The following is an 18,197-nucleotide window of genomic DNA, read 5'->3' on the forward strand; positions in this document are numbered from 1 at the left end:
AGCCCTAAAGTGCCCCATTAGGGGAGGGCAGGAAGAGGCGCAGGAACGCGTTCGACGGCGGGTGGCGGGGCGGCACTTTCCGGTCCGGAGCAGTCAAAGACAGTGCAGCCGGACTCAGCGTGCCCGCTCGCGCAGCATCCGTTCCAGCTCCCTGCTGACTTTGCTGAGTGACGCTGCGCGAAGGGCCCGTTCGTCCACAACCACCTTCTTCCGGGGCCGGACCCGGGGCTCCTTTGCAGCGAAGCCGTCTCCACCCGAAGCGGACCCAAGCCCCTGCTCTCCTGGTGCTTCAGGGGCCGCCAACGGATCAAAGAACAGTTTGCCTGGATAGGAAGTGCAGCCTGCCGCTTCAGATATTTTCGGCGGCGCAGGGGACGTGCGGGGCGTCATCATGCGGTCACGGTAGCCCGCACTCATTTCGCCGTTTTGAAGCGCGGGTTTCGCCGGTGTTAAGCAGAGCCCGTGGTGGTGCTCCAAGCTGCGATAAACTGGGAACTTGGCTGTCCGCCAGCCCGTCTCCCCTGAAGCCTGTCCAATGCCAGGGGCAGCCCAAACCGCAGCGAAAGTAGCACCGTGTCCCAAGATGTCCTCACCCCCGCCCGGATCTCGGAGATTCACAAAGAGGCGGGCCGGCGTCGGACCTTTGCTGTCATTTCCCACCCCGACGCCGGCAAGTCCACGCTGACTGAGGCGCTGGCCCTGCACGCCAAGGTGATCGGCACCGCCGGTGCCTCCAGCGGCAAGGCCAACCGCAAGGAAACAGTCTCGGACTGGATGCAGATGGAAAAGGACCGCGGCATCTCCATCAGCTCCGCGGCGCTGCAGTTCTCCTACCGGGACACCGTCATTAACCTCCTGGACACCCCCGGCCACGCGGACTTCTCCGAGGACACCTACCGCGTCCTCGCCGCCGTCGACTGTGCAGTGATGCTCGTGGACGCGGCCAAGGGCCTCGAAACCCAGACCATGAAGCTGTTCGAGGTCTGCAAGCAGCGGAACCTGCCCATCATCACCGTCATCAACAAGTGGGACCGGCCCGGCCTGGACGCGCTGGCCCTGATGGACGAGATCACCGAGCGCACCGGGCTCCAGCCCATGCCCCTGACCTGGGCCGTGGGCATCTCCGGCGACTTCCGCGGCGTCTGGGACCTCCGCAACGACCGTTTCGCACGCTTCCAGCGCAACAACGCCGGCGCGCAGATCGCCATCACCGAGTACTTCACCCCGGAGGAAGCAGCGGAAAGCCAGGGCAGCAACTGGTCCGACGCCGTGGACGAAGCGGGCCTGGTGATCGAATCCAACCTGGAGTTCGACGTCGAAAGCTTCCACGCCGGCAAGGCCACCCCCATCCTGTTCAGCTCCGCCGCGCTGAACTTCGGCGTCAAGGAACTGCTGGACGCGCTGGTTGACTTCGCCCCGCCGGCAGCCCCGCGTCCGGACGTGGACGGCACCCCGCGTCCCGTCGCATCGCCGTTCTCCGGATTCGTGTTCAAGGTCCAGGCCGGCATGAACAAGGCCCACCGCGACCACGTGGCCTTCATCCGCGTCTGCTCCGGCGTCTTCGAGCGCGGCATGGTGGTCACCCAGACCCGCACCGGGAAATCCTTCGCCACCAAGTATGCGCAGCAGGTGTTCGGCCGTGAACGCGAAGTGATCGACGAGGCGTACCCCGGGGACGTGGTGGGCCTGGTCAATGCGTCCTCCCTGCGCGTGGGGGACAGCCTCTTCCTCGAGGACCCGGTTGAATACCCGGCCATCCCGCTGTTCGCCCCGGAGCACTTCCAGGTTGCCCGTTCCAAGGACCCCAGCAAGTTCAAGCAGTTCCGCCGGGGCATCGAGCAGCTCGAGCACGAAGGCGTGATCCAGGTGCTCCGCTCCGACGTCCGCGGAGACCAGGCGCCGGTGCTTGCCGCCGTCGGCCCCATGCAGTTCGAGGTGGTGGAGGACCGGATGGCCCACGACTTCAGCGCCCCCATGCGGCTGGAACGCCTGCCCTACTCCCTGGCCAGGATTTCGACGGCGGACGCCATGCCGGCGCTCGCCAACGTACCGGGCGCCGAGGTGCTCCTGCGGTCCGACGGCGAGTACCTGGCCTTGTTCAATGATGTTTGGGCCCTTCGCCGGATCGAGAAGAACCACCCGGACCTCACCCTTGTCCCCATCGGTACACACAACCCCGCAAAGTAGGAACCGTGAACGCAGTTCAACCCCGTGCGCTGATCACGGGCGCCGGCACCATCAATCCGCTTGGTTCGTCTGTGGCCGAAACCTGGTCAGGCCTGGTGGCCGGAAAGTCCGGCATCGCCCCGCTTGGGGAGGCCTGGGCGGAGCAGCTGCCCGTGAAGATCGCCGGACAGGTCAACGCTGACCTTTCCGGGCACCTCAGCACCCGTGAGATGAAGCGCATGGACCGCTGCGGGCAGTTGGCGCTCATCGCTGCCCGGGAAGCCTGGAAGCAGGCCGGTGCCCCGGAGGTGGATCCCGAGCGCTTTGCCGTGGTGATCGGCTCTGCGTACGGCGGGCTGGGCTCCACCCTGGAGCAGGACCGGACCCTTGCCGAATCCGGCCCCCGCAAGGTCTCGCCGCACACTCTTACCCGCCTTATGGTCAACGGCCCGGCGGCGTGGGTTTCCATCGACCTCGGTGCCCGCGGTGGCGCCCGGACGCCGGTGAGCGCCTGTGCCTCCGGGGCAGAGGCGATTGTCCAGGCAGCGGAGATGATCCGTTCCGGGGCGGCCGACGTCGTTATTGCCGGCGGTGTTGATGCCTCCATCAACGACCTGGTGATCACCGGCTTCTCCCAGATCCGTGCGCTGTCCACCCGCGTCGGGGACCCGCAGCGTGCATCCCGCCCGTTCGACGGCGGCCGTGACGGTTTTGTCCTCGCGGAGGGCGCCGGCGTGGTGGTGCTGGAGAGCGAAGAGCACGCGCGCGCCCGCGGCGCAGCGGTGCTGGGGGCCGTGGCAGGCGGAGCGGTGACCTCGGACGCGAACGATATCGTGGCGGCTGATCCTGCGATGCAGCGGCGCGTCATGCAGAAGGCGCTCGAATCCGCAGGCCTCACGGCCCGGGACATCGGGTTTGTGCACGCCCACGCCACATCCACCCCCGTGGGGGACCGGCTTGAGGGCCAGGCCATCAACGCGATCTTCGGCCCCGACGTCCCGGTCACCTCCACCAAGGGCCACACCGGCCACCTGCTGGGCGGCGCCGGTGCGCTCGCCGCCGTGGTGGTTCTTGAAGCCCTGCGCACCGGGATGCTGCCCGGGACCCTCAACGTTGAAGAGCTGGACCCGGAGGTGGACCTTGACGTCGTCACCGAAGACGCGCGCCAGCTCCAGCCGGAGAATGCTTCCGCCGGCCTGGTGAACGCCTTCGGCTTCGGCGGGCACAGCGTTGCCCTGGTAATCACCGGCCAGTAACGCAGACGCCCGGGACGGTTTTCCCGGCCCGGGCGCTGGAACAGTGCGGTGACGATTGCGGCACAATCGCCTCATCACTAGGCCCGGCTGGGGACCGGAGCCTCGACCGGCAGTTCGCGAACTTCAGGCGCTGCATCATTCCCGCTGCGGCGTTCCTTCAGGAAGTACACCAGGCCTGCGGCAATGGTGGAGGCGGCCGCCAGTGCAAACAGGCCGGGGATGACGCTTCCCGTCTGTTCCTTGATGATGCCGAAACCGAACGGTGCAACGAATCCGCCCAGGTTGCCCAGCGAGTTGATGATGGCGATGGCCGGAGCCAGGACCAGCGGGTGCAGCCCGGACTGCGGAATGGTCCAAAACAGCGGGGAAGCGCTCTTGAAGCCCATGGCCGCAACGGCCAGGAATACCAGGGCCATAACCGGCGAGGCGATGGCTGCCGCGAAGGTGCCAACCGCGGCCACCAGGAGTGCAACCACAAGCAGCGGCTTCTTGGACCGGGCCTTGTCCTGCAGCTTTGCCGCGAAGTACATGGCGAAGACGGCGCAAACCCACGGGATGGAGGACAGGAAGCCGACGGTCAGGTCCGTGGTGCCGGGGATCTGCTTGATGATGCTGGGGAGCCAGAACGTGTTGGCGTAGATGGACAGCTGCACGGAGAAGTAGATGCCGCACAGCAGCAGGATCTGCGGGTTCAGGAGCATTTTCCAGCGGTTGATCTTTCCGCCGTCGGCCGTGGCGTGCTGCGCGTCCTCATCGGCGATGGCGCGGGACAGGGCGTCCTTTTCAGAAGCGGTAAGCCACTTGGCGTCCCTGATTTTGGCGTCCAGGAGGAAGAACACGGTGATGCCGACGACGACGGACAGGGCGCCTTCGAAGCCGAACAGCCACTGCCAGCCGCGCAGGCCCAGGGCACCGTGGAGGCTGAGGAGCATCCCGGCGATGGGGCCGGACAGCGCTGCGGCGATGGAAGAGCCGGCGATGAAGATTGCCGTGGCTTTGCCGCGCTCGCCGGCGGGGACCCAGCGGGCGAAGTAGAAGATGACGGCGGGGAAGAACCCGGCCTCTGCGGCACCCAGCAGGAACCGCAGGACGTAGAACATGGTCTCGCTCTGTACGAACGCCATGAGGAAGGAAACCGTGCCCCAGCTGATCATGATCCTGGTGAGCCAGACCTTGGCGCCGTACTTCTCCATCATGACGTTGCTGGGAAGCTCGAAAATCGCATACGCGATAAAGAACAGCCCGGCCCCGAACCCGTAGGCGGCGGCACCGATGCCAACGTCTGCCTGGAGGTGGTCCTGGGCGTACCCGATGTTTGACCGGTTCAGCTGGTTACAGACCAGCATGACAAGCATGATGGGCAGCACGCGCTTGAAGAACTTTTTCGTGGCTGTCGCCACGTCCGAGACAGCATTGTCCACAGACTTCATTGAATGTATTTCCTTTGGGTTAGATGAAGCAGGCCGGCTGCGGGGCCCAAAAATGCGGGGCACAGGAAAGTAGTGGGGCGCGCCACGGCGACCCCACTACTTTACCGAAGAGTGCTGCCCGTCACTGCTGCCGGACGGTGCTGCCGGACGGCATTACCGGACCAGGCAGGGCCGCTTCGGATCGAAGGACCAGCCATCGATGTAGTACTGCATGCCGATGCTGTCATCACGGGCGTCGAGGCCGTGCGCCAGATACAGCTGGTGCGCCTTGTCCAGGGCTTCGCGGTCCAGTTCGATGCCGAGGCCGGGGGCGTCCGGAACCTCGATGGCACCGCCCTTGATCTGCAGCGGTTCCTTGGTGAGGCCCTGGCCGTCCTGCCAGATCCAATGTGTGTCCAGTGCGGTAATTTCGCCGGGCGCCGCGGCGCCGGTGTGGGTGAACATGGCAAGCGAGATGTCGAAGTGGTTGTTCGAGTGTGATCCCCAGGTAAGGCCGAACTCGTGGCACATCTGCGCCACCCGTACCGAGCCGTGCATGGTCCAGAAGTGCGGATCCGCCAGCGGGATGTCAACCGCGTTGCTGCGGATGGCGTGCGACATTTCCCGCCAGTCGGTGGCAATCATGTTGGTGGCCGTCTTCAGGCCGGTGGCCCGGCGGAACTCGGCCATGACCTCGCGGCCGGAGAAGCGGCCCTCAGCCCCGCAGGGGTCCTCGGCGTAGGCAACGACGCCCTGCATCCGCTTGCCCAGCCGGATGGCTTCATCCAGCAGCCAGCCGCCGTTGGGATCCAGCGTCACCCGTGCGTCCGGGAAGCGCTTGGCCAGGGCCGTGACCACGTCCACTTCGTCGTCGCCGGACAGCACGCCGCCCTTGAGCTTGAAGTCGCTGAACCCGTACCGTTCCTGGGCGGCTTCAGCCAGGGCGACGACGGCGTCCGGAGTCATTGCCTCCTGGCGCCGAAGCTTCTCCCAGCGGTCCGCCGGTGCGTCCTCCACCAGGTAGGGCAGGTCGGTGCGGGAATGGTCACCGATGAAGAAGAGGTAGCCGAGCATCGGGACGGAGGAGCGCTGCTGGCCGTCGCCGAGCAGTTCCGCCACCGGGACGCCGAGGAACTGGCCGTGCAGGTCCAGCAGGGCCGACTCGACGGCGGTGACTGCATGGACGGTGGTGCGAAGGTCGAAGGTCTGCAGGCCGCGGCCGCCGGCGTCGCGGTCGGCAAACTCGGCCGCCACTTCGCGCAGGAGGGAGCGGTAGCGTGCCACCGGCTTGCCGTTGATGAGGGCGCCGGCTTCCTCGATGGTGGTGCGGATCTTCTCGCCGCCGGGAACCTCGCCGAGGCCGGTACGGCCCTCGGAATCGGTGATGATGACGACGTTGCGGGTGAAGAAGGGGCCGTGTGCTCCGCTGAGGTTCATCAGCATGCTGTCATGGCCGGCTACAGGCACTACTTCCATCCGGGTGATGGTGGGCTGGTTGCTCATGCGCCGACCTCAGCTTTCTCTGCAGCGGGGACCACTTCGCCGTCGATCCGTCGGTTCAGGTGCCAGGGGTTGGCATCCTGCAGCGCCTCCGGGAGGAGTTCCTGGGGGAGGTTCTGGTAGGCGACGGGGCGCAGGAAGCGGTTGATGGCGAGTGTTCCGACTGACGTGGTGCGGGAGTCGGAGGTGGCGGGGAAGGGGCCGCCGTGAACCATGGCGTGGCCGACTTCGACCCCCGTGGGCCAGCCGTTGACGATGATGCGGCCCACCTTCTGCTCCAGGACCGGCAGGAGGCGTGCCGCCGTCGGGTAGTCCTCTTCCGTCAGCTGCAGCGAAGCGGTGAGCTGGCCTTCGATGCGGTTCGCGGCCTGGAGGAGGTCCTCCACCGAGGCGTAGCGGATCACCAGGGATGCGGCGCCGAAAATTTCCTCGTGCAGGACGTGGTTGCTGGTGAATTCCGTGACGCCGGTGCCGAAGATCGTGGGGGCGGGGGCGTTTTCGGTGGGGCCGGGAGTGCCCTGGCCGATCACCTGGACGCCGCCGGCGCTGCCGAGGGCTTTGGTACCGGCGTTCCAGGAGTCGGCGATCCCCGCGGTGAGCATGGTCTGGCCGGCACAGGCGGAAACGGCACGGCCGACGGCGGCGGCGAGTTTGGCCCCTGCCTCGCCTTCAGGGGCGAACAGCAGTCCCGGGGAGGTGCAGAGCTGGCCGGAGCTGCCCGTGACAGAGGTGACATACTGCTGGGCCAGCGCGTCGACGTCACCTTTGAGGGCGCCATCGAAGACGAAGACCGGGTTCAGCGACGACATCTCCGCGTAGACCGGGATCGGCTCGGGGCGGGCGGCGGCGGTGCGCATCAGTGCGATGCCGGCGGACTGGGAGCCGGTGAAGCCGACGGCCTTGATGGCGGGGTCGGCCACGAGGGCCTGTCCGATGCTCGCGCCCGGGCCGTAGACCAGGGAGAAGACGCCGGGGTGCAGCCCGTTGTCCTTGACGGCCTTGGCGATGGCCTGGCCGACGAGTTCGCTGGTTCCCGGGTGGGCGTTATGGGCTTTGAAGACGACCGGGCAGCCGGCGGCGAGGGCCGAGGCGGTGTCTCCACCCGCCGTCGAGAAGGCCAGCGGGAAGTTGCTGGCGCCGAACACGGCGACGGGGCCGAGCGGGATCTGTCGCTGGCGGATGTCTGCGCGGGGGAGGGGAGTACGCTCGGGCAGCGCGGGGTCGATGCGGACGCCGCGGAAGTCGCCCTGCCGGACCACCGCCGCGAAGAGGCGCAGCTGGCCGGTGGTACGGGCGCGTTCGCCTTGGAGCCGGGCGGAGGGCAGGCCGGTTTCCTGGCCGGCGCGGACGATTAGTTCCTCGCCGATGGCGTCGATGTTGTCCGCGATCGCTTCCAGGAAGGTGGCGTGCGCTTCCGGGTCAAGGGTGCTGAAGGATGCGAAGGCCTCGGAGGCGGCAGCCGTTGCTGCCTTGAGCTGCTCCTCGGTGAGCAGCGTGTATGTGGGCTCCAGCGCCTGGTTCGTTGCCGGGTCGAAGCCGAACGTGGTTTTGCCTTCGCCGGCAGTGGGCTGTCCGGCGATCAGGGAGTGTCCGGTAAGGGTCACAGTGGTTCCTCCTAGTAAAGGGTGGATCAGGAGACGGTTGATCAGGAGACGGCCGCGATGAGGGCCTTGAGGTCCGCGAGGTCCTGCTCGGCGAGGTCCTGCAGCGGCGGACGGACCGGCCCGGCGGAGCGGCCGATGGCGTCCAGGCCACCCTTGACGATGGACACGGAATATCCTTTCACACGGTCGCGGATGTCCAGGTAGGGGATAACAAAGTCGTTGAGCTTCTTGTTAACGGCAACCCGGTCGTTGTTGCGCACGTCCTGGTAGAAGTCCAGGGCGAACTGCGGAACGAAGTTGTACATGGCGCTGGAGTAGGTGCTCATGCCGAGCTGCAGCAGCGGCAGCGCGAAGGTTTCGGCGGTAGGCAGGCCGCCAAGGTAGAAGAGCCGGTCGCCGAGCTTGGCGTAGACCCGGGCATCGTGCTCCAGGTCGCCTACGCCGTCCTTGAATCCGATGAGGTTTTCGTGGCGGTCAGCCAGGGTTGCCACCGTGGTGTCCTTGTAGATGGCGTTGGCCCGGTTGTAGATGATGACACCAAGGGAAGTGGCCGCACATACTGCGCTCACGTGTTCGGTCAGCCCGGCCTGGTCCGCTTCAGTCAGGTACGGGGGGAGGAGCAGGAGACCGTCCGCGCCGGCCGCTTCGGCAGCTTTCGCGTTCTCGATCGCTTGCGCGGTGGAACCGCCGGCAGAGGCAAGGACAGGAACCTGGCCGCCCACTTCATCGACGGCGGTGCGCACTACGCGCTCTGATTCGGCCGGGGTCAGTGAGAAGCCTTCGCCGGTACCGCCGGCCGCGAAAAGGCCTGCTACCGGGAAGCTCGCCTGCCACGCCAGGTGCTTGCGGTAGTTCTCCTCATCGAACTGCAGCTCGGCGTCGAATGAGGTGACAGGGAAGGACAGCAGGCCTTCCTTGAGGGTGTCCGCCAGTTCCTGGGGTGAGTACTTTGCCACGGTGTGGTCCTCCGGTGTGTGCGCCGCGGGCGGCGGGCTGATGATTCCTTCCCAGACTAGGAGTGACGCTGATGCCTGTCTAAGTGCAATTTTGTATGTATTGATACCTTCCAGGCATTACGGGAAATGGTCCCCATCTATTCCATGGCGAACTCAAGGTCCCGCAGCAGGCGCTCAAGGGCAGGGTTCGTAATCCTGCGGTTCCAGATGGCGTGCAGCTCCACCTGCTCCCCGTCGCCGCCTGCGAGCGGGAGGAACTCCACGCCCTTGATGCCCAGCAGGGTGGCGGAGTGGGGCACAAAGGCCACCCCGCGCTTTGCTGCAACCAGCGACACCATGGTCAGGATCTGGCTCACGGTGTGGACAACGTTGGCATGGCTGAAGGGGAGCGTCCGGACCACAAGGTCGTAGAAATAGCGGGCCTGGGTGGCGGAATGCATAATCAGCGGCTCCTCTTTGAAGTCCTCCGGCGAGATATCCCGCGCCAACAGCGTCAGCGGATGGCCGGACGGCACGGCCAGGACCATGGACTCGCGGTAAAGGAGGTGGGAGTCGAAGGTTTCTTTGTCGAACGGAGGACGCGCCAGCCCGAGATCCAGTTCGCCCGTCAGCAACCCGTTGAGCTGCTCGCCTGTCACCAGCTCCTGCAGGTCCACATCCACATCGGGAATGATTTGTGAAAGCTCCTCCAGCAGCGGCCCCAGGATGCTGAAGCCGCTGGCCGCGGTAAACCCGATGCGGAGCATGCCCGACCGCCCCGAAGCGATGCGCCGCGCCGTTACCGGTGCGCGTTCGGCAAGGGCCATGAGGCGGCGCGCCTCCTCCAGGAACGTCTGCCCAGCATGCGTCAACTCCACCTTGCGGTTATCCCGCTCAAGCAGTTCCGCGCCCACGATCTTCTCCAGCTTCTGGATCTGGCGGCTTAGCGGGGGCTGCGTCATGTTGAGCCGTTCCGCTGCCCGTCCAAAGTGGAGCTCCTCCGCTACGGCGATAAAGCCGGCAAGCTGGTCAAAAGTAAACATGATGCCTTCCAGGTATCAAATGATGCAGATTTGGGCTTAGACATGCATCATAACCACTCCCTACACTCGACAAAGCGAACGGGGTGACCCGCTTCACAGATGTTCCGGGCCCCAACGCCCGCCGTGCCAACTAGGAGTTCCAATGAAGCACTTCCCCACACGCCGCACGATTCTCGGAGCGGCATCAGCCGTTACGCTGCTGGCGCTGACGGCGTGCGGCAATGTCGCCGGCGGCGGCGCGGCCGACTCGGCCAAATACCCGTCCGGCCCCGTCAACCTCTCCGTGGGCCAGGCTGCCGGTGGCAGCACCGACCTGATTGCCCGAGCCCTCGCCGAAGGTGCCGCCAAGACCCTCGGCCAGCCGATGCCAGTGGTCAACAAGCCTGGCGCCAACGGCGCCCTGGCCACCAAGGAGGTGGCCGGCAAGCCCGCCGATGGCCAGGAATTGGTCCTGCTCAACGCATCCCTGATCACCATCACCCCGCTGGCCGTCAGCGCCGATGAAGCAGTGAACATTGATGACCTGGACATCATTACGGGCTTGTCCCAGGACGACTACGTGCTGGTGGCCAGCGCCGAGTCCGGATTCAAGACCTTCCAGGATGTAACCGCAGCAGGACGCAACGTCACCTTCGGCACCACCGGCGTCGGCACGGGCAGCCAACTTGCCCAGACCGTGCTGTTCAAGCAGGCTGACGTCAAAGGCACGGACATCCCCTTCGACAGCGGCAAGCCGGCCCTGACCGCAGTCCTCGGCAACCAGGTGGAGCTCGCCACTATCCAGCTGGGCGAAGCCATGCCGCAGATCGAGGCCGGAAAGGTGAGCCCGCTCCTGGTCTTCTCGGAAGAGCGGAACAGCTTCCTTCCTGACACGCCCACGGCAAAGGAAGCCGGTTATGACGTTCCGGTTGCCCAGTACCGTGCAGTGGCCGCTCCGAAGGGCACCCCCCAGGAAGTCAAGGACAAGCTGCTCGCCGCGTTCCAGGAGTCGTTCAAGTCGGACGCCTACAAGGAGTTCAACAAGAAGAACATGCTGACCCCGAAGGAGATTTCCGGCGAGGAAGTCGTGACGGAATGGAAGGCCTACGCAGCGAAGTACAAGGAACTGGTGGAGAAGCACGACATTAGCCTGAGCGGAAATAAGTGATTTCTGTGAAAGGAACCCCCGCAGGACCCGCCGGAGGCAGCAGTGCTACTGCTGCCTCCGGCGGGGACGCCCCCCATACCTTCCCCGATGAAGTCCTGGATGACCTGACCCCAGAGCAACTCGCAGCACAGTGGGAGGAAGAAAAACCTCCCGCAGCCGGAGCCCTCGCCAACGCTGCATCATCATTAGTGGTTCTTGGTGTCGGTGTTGCTGCGGCCATCCTCGCGATGGCAATGGGGCTGGGCACCCCGTCCGCACCGCAGCCCGGCCTGTGGCCGTTCATCATCAGCTGCGTCATGGTGGCCCTGGGCCTGTTCCAGCTGGTTGCCGGCCGGCACAACCGGGACGCGGAAAAGTTCACGCGCATGTCCACCTCGCCGCTCACCGGCCTGGTGACCCTCGCTGCCATGGTGGCCCTCATGCCGCTGATTGGCTTTGAACTGCCTGCCCTGGTGCTCTGCATCATCTGGATGCGCTTCCTGGGCGGCGAAACCTGGCGCTCCACGCTGGTGATCAGTGCGAGCGTCGTCATCGCTTTTTATGCCATCTTCGTCCTCGCGTTGAACACCTCCGTTCCCCACCTCTTCTAGGAGACCTCCCGTGGATTTTCTCAATCCCGTTATCAACGGATTCGCGGTAGTCCTGGAGCCCACCAACCTCCTTTACTGCCTGATCGGCGTCGTGATCGGCATGCTGATCGGTGTGCTGCCCGGCCTGGGGCCCGCGGCAACCATCGCCATCCTGCTTCCGCTCACCTACAACGTGGAGCCGGTCACCGCCATCATCATGCTCGCCGGAATCTTCTACGGCGCACAGTACGGCGGCACCATCACTTCCGTGCTCCTGCGCCTGCCGGGTGAAGCTTCCTCGGTGGTTACCGTGTTCGACGGCTACCAGATGGCGAAGCAGGGCAGGGCCGGCACGGCGCTGGGCCTGGCCTCCATCGGCTCCTTTGTGGGCGGCACCGCGGCCATTATCGGCTTGACGTTCCTCGCCCCCCTGGTTGCCAGCTTCGCCCTGGACTTTGGTGCACCGGAGTACACCGCCCTGGCGATGCTCGGCATCCTCCTTGTAGCAACCATCAGCAGCGGGTCAAAAGCCAAGGCGCTCATCGCCGCGGCGCTCGGACTTCTCCTCGCAACGGTTGGCCGGGACATTTTTACCGGCGAAAGCCGGTTTACGTTTGGCAGTCTGCAACTGGCTGACGGCATCGACTTCGTGCCCATCGCCATGGGCATTTTCGGCCTCGGCGAAATCCTCTACAACCTTGAGGAACGGCACCGGGCCGCCAAGGCGCCGTCGAAAGTCGCCAATGTCTGGCCGTCCCGCAAAGACCTCAAGCAGGCGTCCGGTGCCATCGGCCGCGGTTCTGTGCTGGGCTTTTTCCTGGGCATCCTGCCCGGTGGTGGCGCCACCATCGCCTCCATGGCCTCCTACGCCATGGAGAAAAAGCGGGCAAAGCAGCCGGAACGCTTCGGCAAGGGTGCACCCGAGGGCGTCGCCGGGCCGGAAACCGCTAACAACGCTGCCGCCACATCGTCCTTCATCCCGCTGCTGACGCTTGGCATCCCCGCCAACGCCACCATGGCGCTGATGTTCGGTGCGCTGCTGATCCAGGGCGTCACCCCCGGTCCGCAGCTTGTTGAACAAAACCCGGAGCTCTTCTGGGGAGTGGTGAACTCCATGTACATCGGCAACATCCTTCTGCTGATCATGAGCCTGCCGCTGGTGGGGATCTTCGTGAGGATCCTCCGCGTCCGCGCCGCCATCCTGGCCCCCGTCACGGCACTCATCACGCTGTTGGGTGCCTACACCATCAACAACAGCATGTTCGATGTGACCCTGGTGGTGGTCTTCGGCATCATCGGCTACCTCATGAAGAAGTTCGGCTTCGAACCGGGCCCCCTGGTGCTGGCCTTTGTGCTCGGTGAACTGCTGGAAAGCTCGATGCGCCGCTCACTGCTGATGTTCGGCGGCGAGCCCCTCGGCTTCTTTGGCCGTCCCATCTCTGCCACGCTGCTGGTGGTCTTCGTCCTGGTGGCCGCGCTTCCTGCCATCCGCAAAGCCATCGCCAAGCGCAAGGGCAGTTCAGCTGCCACCACACAAGCCGTCACACCGGACATCAAGGAGAAGGTATGAGCATCATCGTCGGATTCGTCCCAACGCCCGCAGGACAGGCCGCACTTGCAGCAGGCATCGCCGAAGCAAAGCTCCGCAACGAGGACCTGGTGATCGTCAATTCGGCGCGCCAGGGAGCCCTGGTGGACAAATCTGTGGCCCCGGAAGACGTTTTGGCGCAGGCCGCCAAGCGCGCTGCCGACGTCGGAGTAAAGGCAACTGTCATCCAGCCGCCCTACCAGCACGATCTGGCCGATGAGTTCCTCGATGTTGCCAGGGAAGTTGATGCCTCGCTCATCGTGATTGGCCTGCGGCACCGCACCCAGGTAGGGAAGTTCATCCTGGGCAGCCACGCCCAGCAGATCCTGATGCAGGCGGACCGCCCGGTCCTGGCCGTCAAAGCCGACGGCGGGCACTTCTAAGGCAGATGACGGGAAGCTCCATGTACAAACACAATCCCGCCCGCCGCAGCCCGGTGCCTGCAGCTGCGCCCATCCCTGACTGGTCCAAACTGTGCAGGAACGATCACGTTGAGGTGCGTACGGCGGGTGGGGCCGTGATCTCCGGAACCATCGACATGATCGCCGCAGATCGCAGCGTTTTCTGGATGATCAGGAACGACGGCGCCGGGAGGACCATGCTCTGTTCCCTTGACGGCGTTACGGTCATCAAGGTAGCGCAGGACGGGGCATCTGCAGGGATGTACGCACCTTCACAAGTCCAAGCGCGGGTCGGACCGCCGCGCGGACAGGCGGCTGCTTGACGCCGGTCCTATGACTGCCCGCGGACGTGTTCCGCCAGGGCATCAAGGACTGGCAGTTGGCCCTTGACCAGCTTGAGCCGTGCTTCCTCCTCGGGAAACCAGCGGGCGTCGTCGATTTCCGGGTAGTGCTGGATCCGGCCCGAACCCTTGGGCCACTCCAGCGGGAAAGTGTTGCTGACAATCCGGTCCGGCTGGAAGTCCTGCTCTGCAGTAAATACCGTGATGATCTTGCCGGACGGTTGCCGGAACTGCCCGAGCTGCTGGTAGTCCGCGGCCGGGGCAGGCGAGCCCATTTCTTCGGCGAACTCCCGCAGGGCGGCCGCCAGCGGATCTTCGTCCACGGTGTATTCGCCCTTCGGCACTGACCAGGCATGTGTGTCCTTGCGTGCCCAAAACGGGCCGCCCATGTGGGCTATCCAGACCTCCAGGCCGCCGGGGTTTGCCCTCCTGTACAGCAGTAGTCCTGCACTGAAAACCGGCATCTGTCCTCCACCTGCTGACATTTCAGAACGAACGGTAGTTGCCGTCCAACGTTAACCTGCAGTTCACGGCGCTGCTTTAGGTTATTCCTTCAGGCACTCTGCTCGAAGGGACCGGTCATGGCCAACATCGCTGAGGTTTTGGGACGGCTTACGCCGGAAGAACTTGATGAGCTCCGCATTCTTGGCCCGCAGGGCCACCTGCCGCGGCACCTGGTTGACGCCCTGGACCGTGCGGCGGGCGGACCCGGATCCGGCCGTGGCTATTACGTGCCCACAGGAAACGTCAGCGCCACCGGCGGCCCGCTCCTGGTGCTGCGCAGCGACGTTTCCGGCTGGCTTTTCAATTCCCACAAGGAAGATCCCGATTCGTTGTCGCAGCACGGCTAATCCGTTGCTGGAGTTCGGTCCGGCTGGCCGGCCGCGCAGGCCGGCCGCGAGGATGCTGGCCACCGGGAACCCGGCAGGCTGGGCCTAGCCGGTTGATGGCTTAGTCCTCAGCACACGGGATCATGAAGGTTGCGGTGGTACCCGTGCCCGGGGTGCTGGCAAGGCTGATTGACCCGCCGTGGGCTTCAATGATCGTTTTGCTGACCGGCAAGCCCAGGCCGGCGCCCGGGATGGCGGTTTCACGGGACCGCGCCGATCGGAAGAACTTCGTGAACGCCTGCTCCTGCTCTTCCGCGCTCATGCCCACGCCGGTATCCGTAATCGAACAGACAAGCTCTTGCCCGTTCCTCCGCGCCAGCACAGTGATCCGTCCGGCCGCCTTCGAATACTTGATGGCGTTGGAGAGGAGGTTGCCGAGCACCTGGCGGATCCGGCCCGGGTCAACACGGACGGGCAGGGGCTGCTCGACGTCGAGGACCAGTTCGAGGCCGTTCATGGCTGCCTTGGGAATGGTCGCATCAACCACTTCCGTCACCAGCTTGGCCAGGTCCGTGTCCTCCAGGGACAGCTCCACGCGCTCCGACGCGACGGCGATGAGGTCGTTGACTAGGCCCAGCAGGTGTTGGGCATTCCGGTGCACCACCAGGAGCTCAGGCTGGATCTCCTCGTGGCCTGGCTCGTCCAGTACCAGCTCAAGGTAGCCGAGGATCGATGTCAGCGGTGTCCGCAGCTCGTGGGAAACGGTGGCAACAAAGTTGTCCTTGGCTGCCAGCGCGCTGATCAAGCGCGTCACGTCCACGAATGTCAGGACCGAACCGCCGTCCTTCCCTTGGCTCGCAGGGATGCCGTGGGCGCCCACGGAATAGGCACGTTGCCGGGCCTGGTCGTCGGGGTCGCCGGTCCAATACAGCTCATCGGAAATGGTGGAGCCGCTGATGGCACGCGATACCGGCGACAGGTCCGGGGGCACCGGAGAGGACCGGTCTGCCAGGAAAAGCCCGCCATGGCCGGCCGCTTCAGTAAGGGCGGCCAGCGCGGGATCGGCCTGCATCGCCTTATTCGTCAGGACGGTCCTGCCCTCAGCATCCACCACCCAGACTCCTATTCCTACTGCTGCCAGCACTGCGTCCAGAAGGCGCTGGCGGCGCACGTTCTCCGCGAGCGTCTGTGCCAGTTCATGTTCGCTGTGCAGAAGCCTCTCGCGTTGCCGCAAAACGATGCCGGCAACCGCATACGCTGTAACGGCGATTGCTGACATCACCAGGGGCAGGAATATTGTCCTGATCATTGCCCCCGGAGCCTGAGCCGAGACGGCGACGGCAGTGGGGACCACGGTGCTGAGCACCACCCCAAGGATGGCAAGGAAAAGCATGTACCGGCGGCGGCGCACCGACAGCCAAATGACGGGAAACACCAGCAACAGGCTGAGGACGTTGAAGGCCGGCCCACCGGCCTCCCTGGTAAATCCAACGGCGATGCAGTCCAGGACGGGAATGGCTGCAGACGCACCTGCCGGCAGCCTCTCCCACGGAACGGCGAGGCAGGCGGCGAAGATCGCCGCGTGGGCGAGCAGCGCCACGCGGAACATATCGCTTGCCAGGCTCGCCGGGCTGAACGCTGCCGCAGCCGCCACCACGAGGCAAACGGTGATGGTGAGGGGCAACTGGGCCAGTGCAACCCGCCCCCGGACCCCAAGCCTTCCGTATAGCGCATCGACGCGGTCTGCAAGGGGGCCGTTGATGGCCAGTTCTCCGGCACTGCCAAGCGCAGCCCTGTCCGGTTCTTGACGTTGCTTCACCAATCTGGCCCCCCAGCGCAGAAATAATAACCCTCCGGCTGCCTGAAAGTAGCTTCAGAGTACCGGTGAAAGCAAGGTATCGCTGGTGTTTCCCACCCGCAAGCTCTACCCATGCTGCATGCCCTTATCCAATCAGCAGGCTTAGGGCTTCCGTCAAGTGCTCCACTTCACGCACCGAGAAACCGGCCGGAACCGGCCCCGGCCCCGTATGGCTTGCCGGAACCACCGCGTGGGTGAATCCCAGCCGGTGGGCTTCCTGGATGCGCTGGTTGATGCCGGGGACAGGGCGGACCTCGCCGGCCAGGCCCACCTCGCCGAAGGCAACCAGCCGGATGGGCAACGGCTTGCGGGCCTTTGCCGAGGCCACGGCAAGGGCAACAGCGAGGTCCGTGGCGGGTTCGCTCAGCTTTACCCCGCCCACCGTGGCCACGTAGGAATCATCCTTATGCAGCAAGGTACCCGCACGTTGCTGCAGCACGGCCAGCAGCATGGAAACCCGGGAACTGTCGAGGCCGCTGGTGGCCCGCCGCGGCTGGGAGTTGGGACTCTCGGCGAGCAGGGACTGCACCTCCGCCAGGAGCGGACGCCGTCCTTCCATGGTTACGGTGATGCACGTGCCCGACACAGGATCCTTTGTGCGGCTGACAAAGAGCCCGCTGGGATCGGCGAGCCCTTCGATGCCGTTTTCGTTCAGGTCGAAGCAGCCCACATCGTCGGTGGGCCCGTAGCGGTTCTTGACCGCTCGGAGCAGCCGGAGCCGGGAATGGCGTTCACCCTCAAACTGGCACACCACGTCCACCAGGTGCTCCAGGAGCCGCGGACCGGCGATGGAGCCATCCTTGGTCACGTGACCCACCAGCAGGGTGGTCATGTTCCGCCTTTTGGCCGCGGCAATGATGGAAGCTGCCACTTCCCGGACCTGCGAAACGCCGCCGGCGCTGCCATCCACGTCGGCGCTGCTGAGGGTCTGTACCGAGTCCACGATCAGCAGCCGTGGCTCAATCTTCTCCACTTGCCCGAGGGCCTGGCCCAAGTCCGTCTCCGCGGAGAGGTACAGCGATTCCGCGACGGCGTCGATCCGCTCGGCGCGCAGCTTCACCTGCGCTGCGGACTCCTCGCCGGTCACGTACAACACGTCCTGCGCTGTCCGGGCAAACTTCGCGGCTACGTCCAGAAGCAGCGTGGACTTGCCCACGCCGGGTTCGCCGGCGAGCAGGATGACGGCACCAGGTACCAGCCCTCCGCCCAGCACCCGGTCCAGTTCGTCAACGCCCGTTGGCAGGTAGGCGGCAGTGGTGGCGTCTACCTCCGCGATCCGGCGCGCCGGCTCCAGAACGGTGGTGGCCGCCGTCGTACGCGCCACTGCGGTGCCGGTTTCCTCCACGGTGCCCCACGCCTGGCACTCGCCGCACCGGCCCACCCACTTGACAGTGGTCCAGCCGCATTCGGCGCACTTGTAGGCGGGCGCCTTGGATGCCCGGGAAGTCTTGGTAGCCATGCGTTCCACCCTAGTGGCGGGCACTGACATTCCTCCCCACCCGCACCCTAACCTCGCAAGGCCGCACCGGCTCACTGCCCTCGCAAGCTCG

General features: G+C 65.3%; 17 protein-coding genes. 8 read left to right on the forward strand and 9 right to left on the reverse strand.

The genetic code is table 11. The features are described 5' to 3' along the window. Positions 1–114: 114 nt before the first annotated feature. A complete protein-coding gene (locus tag G6R19_RS00690) occupies positions 115–417 on the reverse strand; it encodes a hypothetical protein (RefSeq protein ID WP_240341710.1) in 303 nt (100 codons plus the stop codon). A 156-nt stretch (positions 418–573) separates the two neighbouring features. Here G6R19_RS00690 and G6R19_RS00695 point away from each other — a divergent pair, with 156 nt between their 5' ends. Together G6R19_RS00695 and G6R19_RS00700 are read left to right on the forward strand one after the other, a co-directional pair. After that, positions 574–2,187, forward strand: a complete 1,614-nt coding sequence (locus tag G6R19_RS00695) for a peptide chain release factor 3 (RefSeq protein WP_163161347.1) — start codon at positions 574–576, stop codon at positions 2,185–2,187. A 5-nt stretch (positions 2,188–2,192) separates the two neighbouring features. Continuing rightward, positions 2,193–3,422, forward strand: coding sequence for a beta-ketoacyl-[acyl-carrier-protein] synthase family protein (locus tag G6R19_RS00700; RefSeq protein ID WP_163161349.1), 1,230 nt, complete (start codon positions 2,193–2,195; stop codon positions 3,420–3,422). A gap of 77 nt (positions 3,423–3,499) precedes the next feature. Here the strand turns inward: G6R19_RS00700 and G6R19_RS00705 are convergent, their stop codons facing one another. The 5 genes from G6R19_RS00705 to G6R19_RS00725 all read right to left on the reverse strand — a co-directional run bounded on the left by G6R19_RS00705 (position 3,500) and on the right by G6R19_RS00725 (position 9,913). Continuing rightward, positions 3,500–4,852: an MFS transporter gene (locus G6R19_RS00705; RefSeq protein ID WP_163161351.1), complete on the reverse strand. Its 1,353-nt coding sequence runs from the start codon at positions 4,850–4,852 to the stop codon at positions 3,500–3,502. Positions 4,853–5,005: 153 nt separating this feature from the next. Next, positions 5,006–6,334, reverse strand: coding sequence for an enolase C-terminal domain-like protein (locus G6R19_RS00710; protein WP_163161353.1), 1,329 nt, complete (start codon positions 6,332–6,334; stop codon positions 5,006–5,008). Further along, on the reverse strand, positions 6,331–7,935 hold the full coding sequence (locus G6R19_RS00715; protein ID WP_163161355.1) for an aldehyde dehydrogenase (NADP(+)): 1,605 nt from the start codon (positions 7,933–7,935) through the stop codon (positions 6,331–6,333). Before G6R19_RS00715 ends, G6R19_RS00710 begins: the two co-directional genes overlap by 4 nt. A 41-nt stretch (positions 7,936–7,976) precedes the next feature. Beyond that, a complete protein-coding gene (gene kdgD / locus G6R19_RS00720) occupies positions 7,977–8,891 on the reverse strand; it encodes a 5-dehydro-4-deoxyglucarate dehydratase (RefSeq protein ID WP_163161357.1) in 915 nt (304 codons plus the stop codon). Between the two features lie 137 nt (positions 8,892–9,028). Next, positions 9,029–9,913: a LysR substrate-binding domain-containing protein gene (locus G6R19_RS00725; RefSeq protein WP_163161359.1), complete on the reverse strand. Its 885-nt coding sequence runs from the start codon at positions 9,911–9,913 to the stop codon at positions 9,029–9,031. Between the two features lie 142 nt (positions 9,914–10,055). Here G6R19_RS00725 and G6R19_RS00730 point away from each other — a divergent pair, with 142 nt between their 5' ends. From G6R19_RS00730 to G6R19_RS00750, 5 genes are read left to right on the forward strand one after another with little or no spacing between them, the layout of a single operon-like run. Next, complete coding sequence (locus tag G6R19_RS00730; protein WP_163161361.1) at positions 10,056–11,060, forward strand: tripartite tricarboxylate transporter substrate binding protein; 1,005 nt, start codon at positions 10,056–10,058, stop codon at positions 11,058–11,060. A 5-nt stretch (positions 11,061–11,065) separates the two neighbouring features. Beyond that, positions 11,066–11,650 (forward strand): tripartite tricarboxylate transporter TctB family protein, encoded by a 585-nt coding sequence (locus tag G6R19_RS00735; RefSeq protein ID WP_163162807.1) that lies wholly within the window; start codon positions 11,066–11,068, stop codon positions 11,648–11,650. Positions 11,651–11,660: 10 nt separating this feature from the next. Next, positions 11,661–13,199 carry a tripartite tricarboxylate transporter permease gene (locus G6R19_RS00740; RefSeq protein WP_163161363.1) on the forward strand — a complete coding sequence of 513 codons (1,539 nt, stop codon included), beginning with the start codon at positions 11,661–11,663 and terminating at the stop codon, positions 13,197–13,199. Next, a complete protein-coding gene (locus G6R19_RS00745) occupies positions 13,196–13,600 on the forward strand; it encodes a universal stress protein (protein WP_163161365.1) in 405 nt (134 codons plus the stop codon). Before G6R19_RS00740 ends, G6R19_RS00745 begins: the two co-directional genes overlap by 4 nt. Positions 13,601–13,620: 20 nt before the next feature. After that, positions 13,621–13,941 (forward strand): hypothetical protein, encoded by a 321-nt coding sequence (locus G6R19_RS00750; protein WP_205484181.1) that lies wholly within the window; start codon positions 13,621–13,623, stop codon positions 13,939–13,941. Between the two features lie 8 nt (positions 13,942–13,949). Here the strand turns inward: G6R19_RS00750 and G6R19_RS00755 are convergent, their stop codons facing one another. After that, positions 13,950–14,423, reverse strand: coding sequence for an NUDIX domain-containing protein (locus G6R19_RS00755; protein WP_163161367.1), 474 nt, complete (start codon positions 14,421–14,423; stop codon positions 13,950–13,952). A gap of 117 nt (positions 14,424–14,540) precedes the next feature. Between G6R19_RS00755 and G6R19_RS00760 the strand changes: the two genes are divergently transcribed. Next, the gene (locus G6R19_RS00760) at positions 14,541–14,810 is read left to right on the forward strand and encodes a hypothetical protein (protein WP_163161369.1); all 270 of its coding nucleotides are present in this window, start codon (positions 14,541–14,543) and stop codon (positions 14,808–14,810) included. 100 nt (positions 14,811–14,910) lie between these two features. On the opposite strand, the gene G6R19_RS00765 is transcribed toward G6R19_RS00760, so the two are convergent. After that, positions 14,911–16,608 carry a HAMP domain-containing sensor histidine kinase gene (locus G6R19_RS00765; RefSeq protein WP_240341711.1) on the reverse strand — a complete coding sequence of 566 codons (1,698 nt, stop codon included), beginning with the start codon at positions 16,606–16,608 and terminating at the stop codon, positions 14,911–14,913. A gap of 124 nt (positions 16,609–16,732) precedes the next feature. Next, on the reverse strand, positions 16,733–18,106 hold the full coding sequence (radA, locus tag G6R19_RS00770) for a DNA repair protein RadA (protein ID WP_163161373.1): 1,374 nt from the start codon (positions 18,104–18,106) through the stop codon (positions 16,733–16,735). Positions 18,107–18,197 lie beyond the last annotated feature (91 nt).

The organism is Arthrobacter sp. Alg241-R88 (genome assembly GCF_900537115.1).
Classification (GTDB): Bacteria; Actinomycetota; Actinomycetes; order Actinomycetales; family Micrococcaceae; genus Arthrobacter.

What these genes read in the sequence shown, in the direction of transcription:
- G6R19_RS00705 (WP_163161351.1), bottom strand. Translation starts at nt 4,852, where the DNA reads ATGAAGTCTGTGGACAATGCTGTCTCGGACGTGGCGACAGCCACGAAA.
- G6R19_RS00690 (WP_240341710.1), bottom strand. Translation starts at nt 417, where the DNA reads ATGAGTGCGGGCTACCGTGACCGCATGATGACGCCCCGCACGTCCCCT.
- radA (WP_163161373.1), bottom strand. Translation starts at nt 18,106, where the DNA reads ATGGCTACCAAGACTTCCCGGGCATCCAAGGCGCCCGCCTACAAGTGC.
- G6R19_RS00760 (WP_163161369.1), top strand. Translation starts at nt 14,541, where the DNA reads ATGGCCAACATCGCTGAGGTTTTGGGACGGCTTACGCCGGAAGAACTT.
- G6R19_RS00750 (WP_205484181.1), top strand. Translation starts at nt 13,621, where the DNA reads ATGTACAAACACAATCCCGCCCGCCGCAGCCCGGTGCCTGCAGCTGCG.
- G6R19_RS00730 (WP_163161361.1), top strand. Translation starts at nt 10,056, where the DNA reads ATGAAGCACTTCCCCACACGCCGCACGATTCTCGGAGCGGCATCAGCC.
- G6R19_RS00710 (WP_163161353.1), bottom strand. Translation starts at nt 6,334, where the DNA reads ATGAGCAACCAGCCCACCATCACCCGGATGGAAGTAGTGCCTGTAGCC.
- G6R19_RS00755 (WP_163161367.1), bottom strand. Translation starts at nt 14,423, where the DNA reads ATGCCGGTTTTCAGTGCAGGACTACTGCTGTACAGGAGGGCAAACCCC.
- G6R19_RS00745 (WP_163161365.1), top strand. Translation starts at nt 13,196, where the DNA reads ATGAGCATCATCGTCGGATTCGTCCCAACGCCCGCAGGACAGGCCGCA.
- G6R19_RS00725 (WP_163161359.1), bottom strand. Translation starts at nt 9,913, where the DNA reads ATGTTTACTTTTGACCAGCTTGCCGGCTTTATCGCCGTAGCGGAGGAG.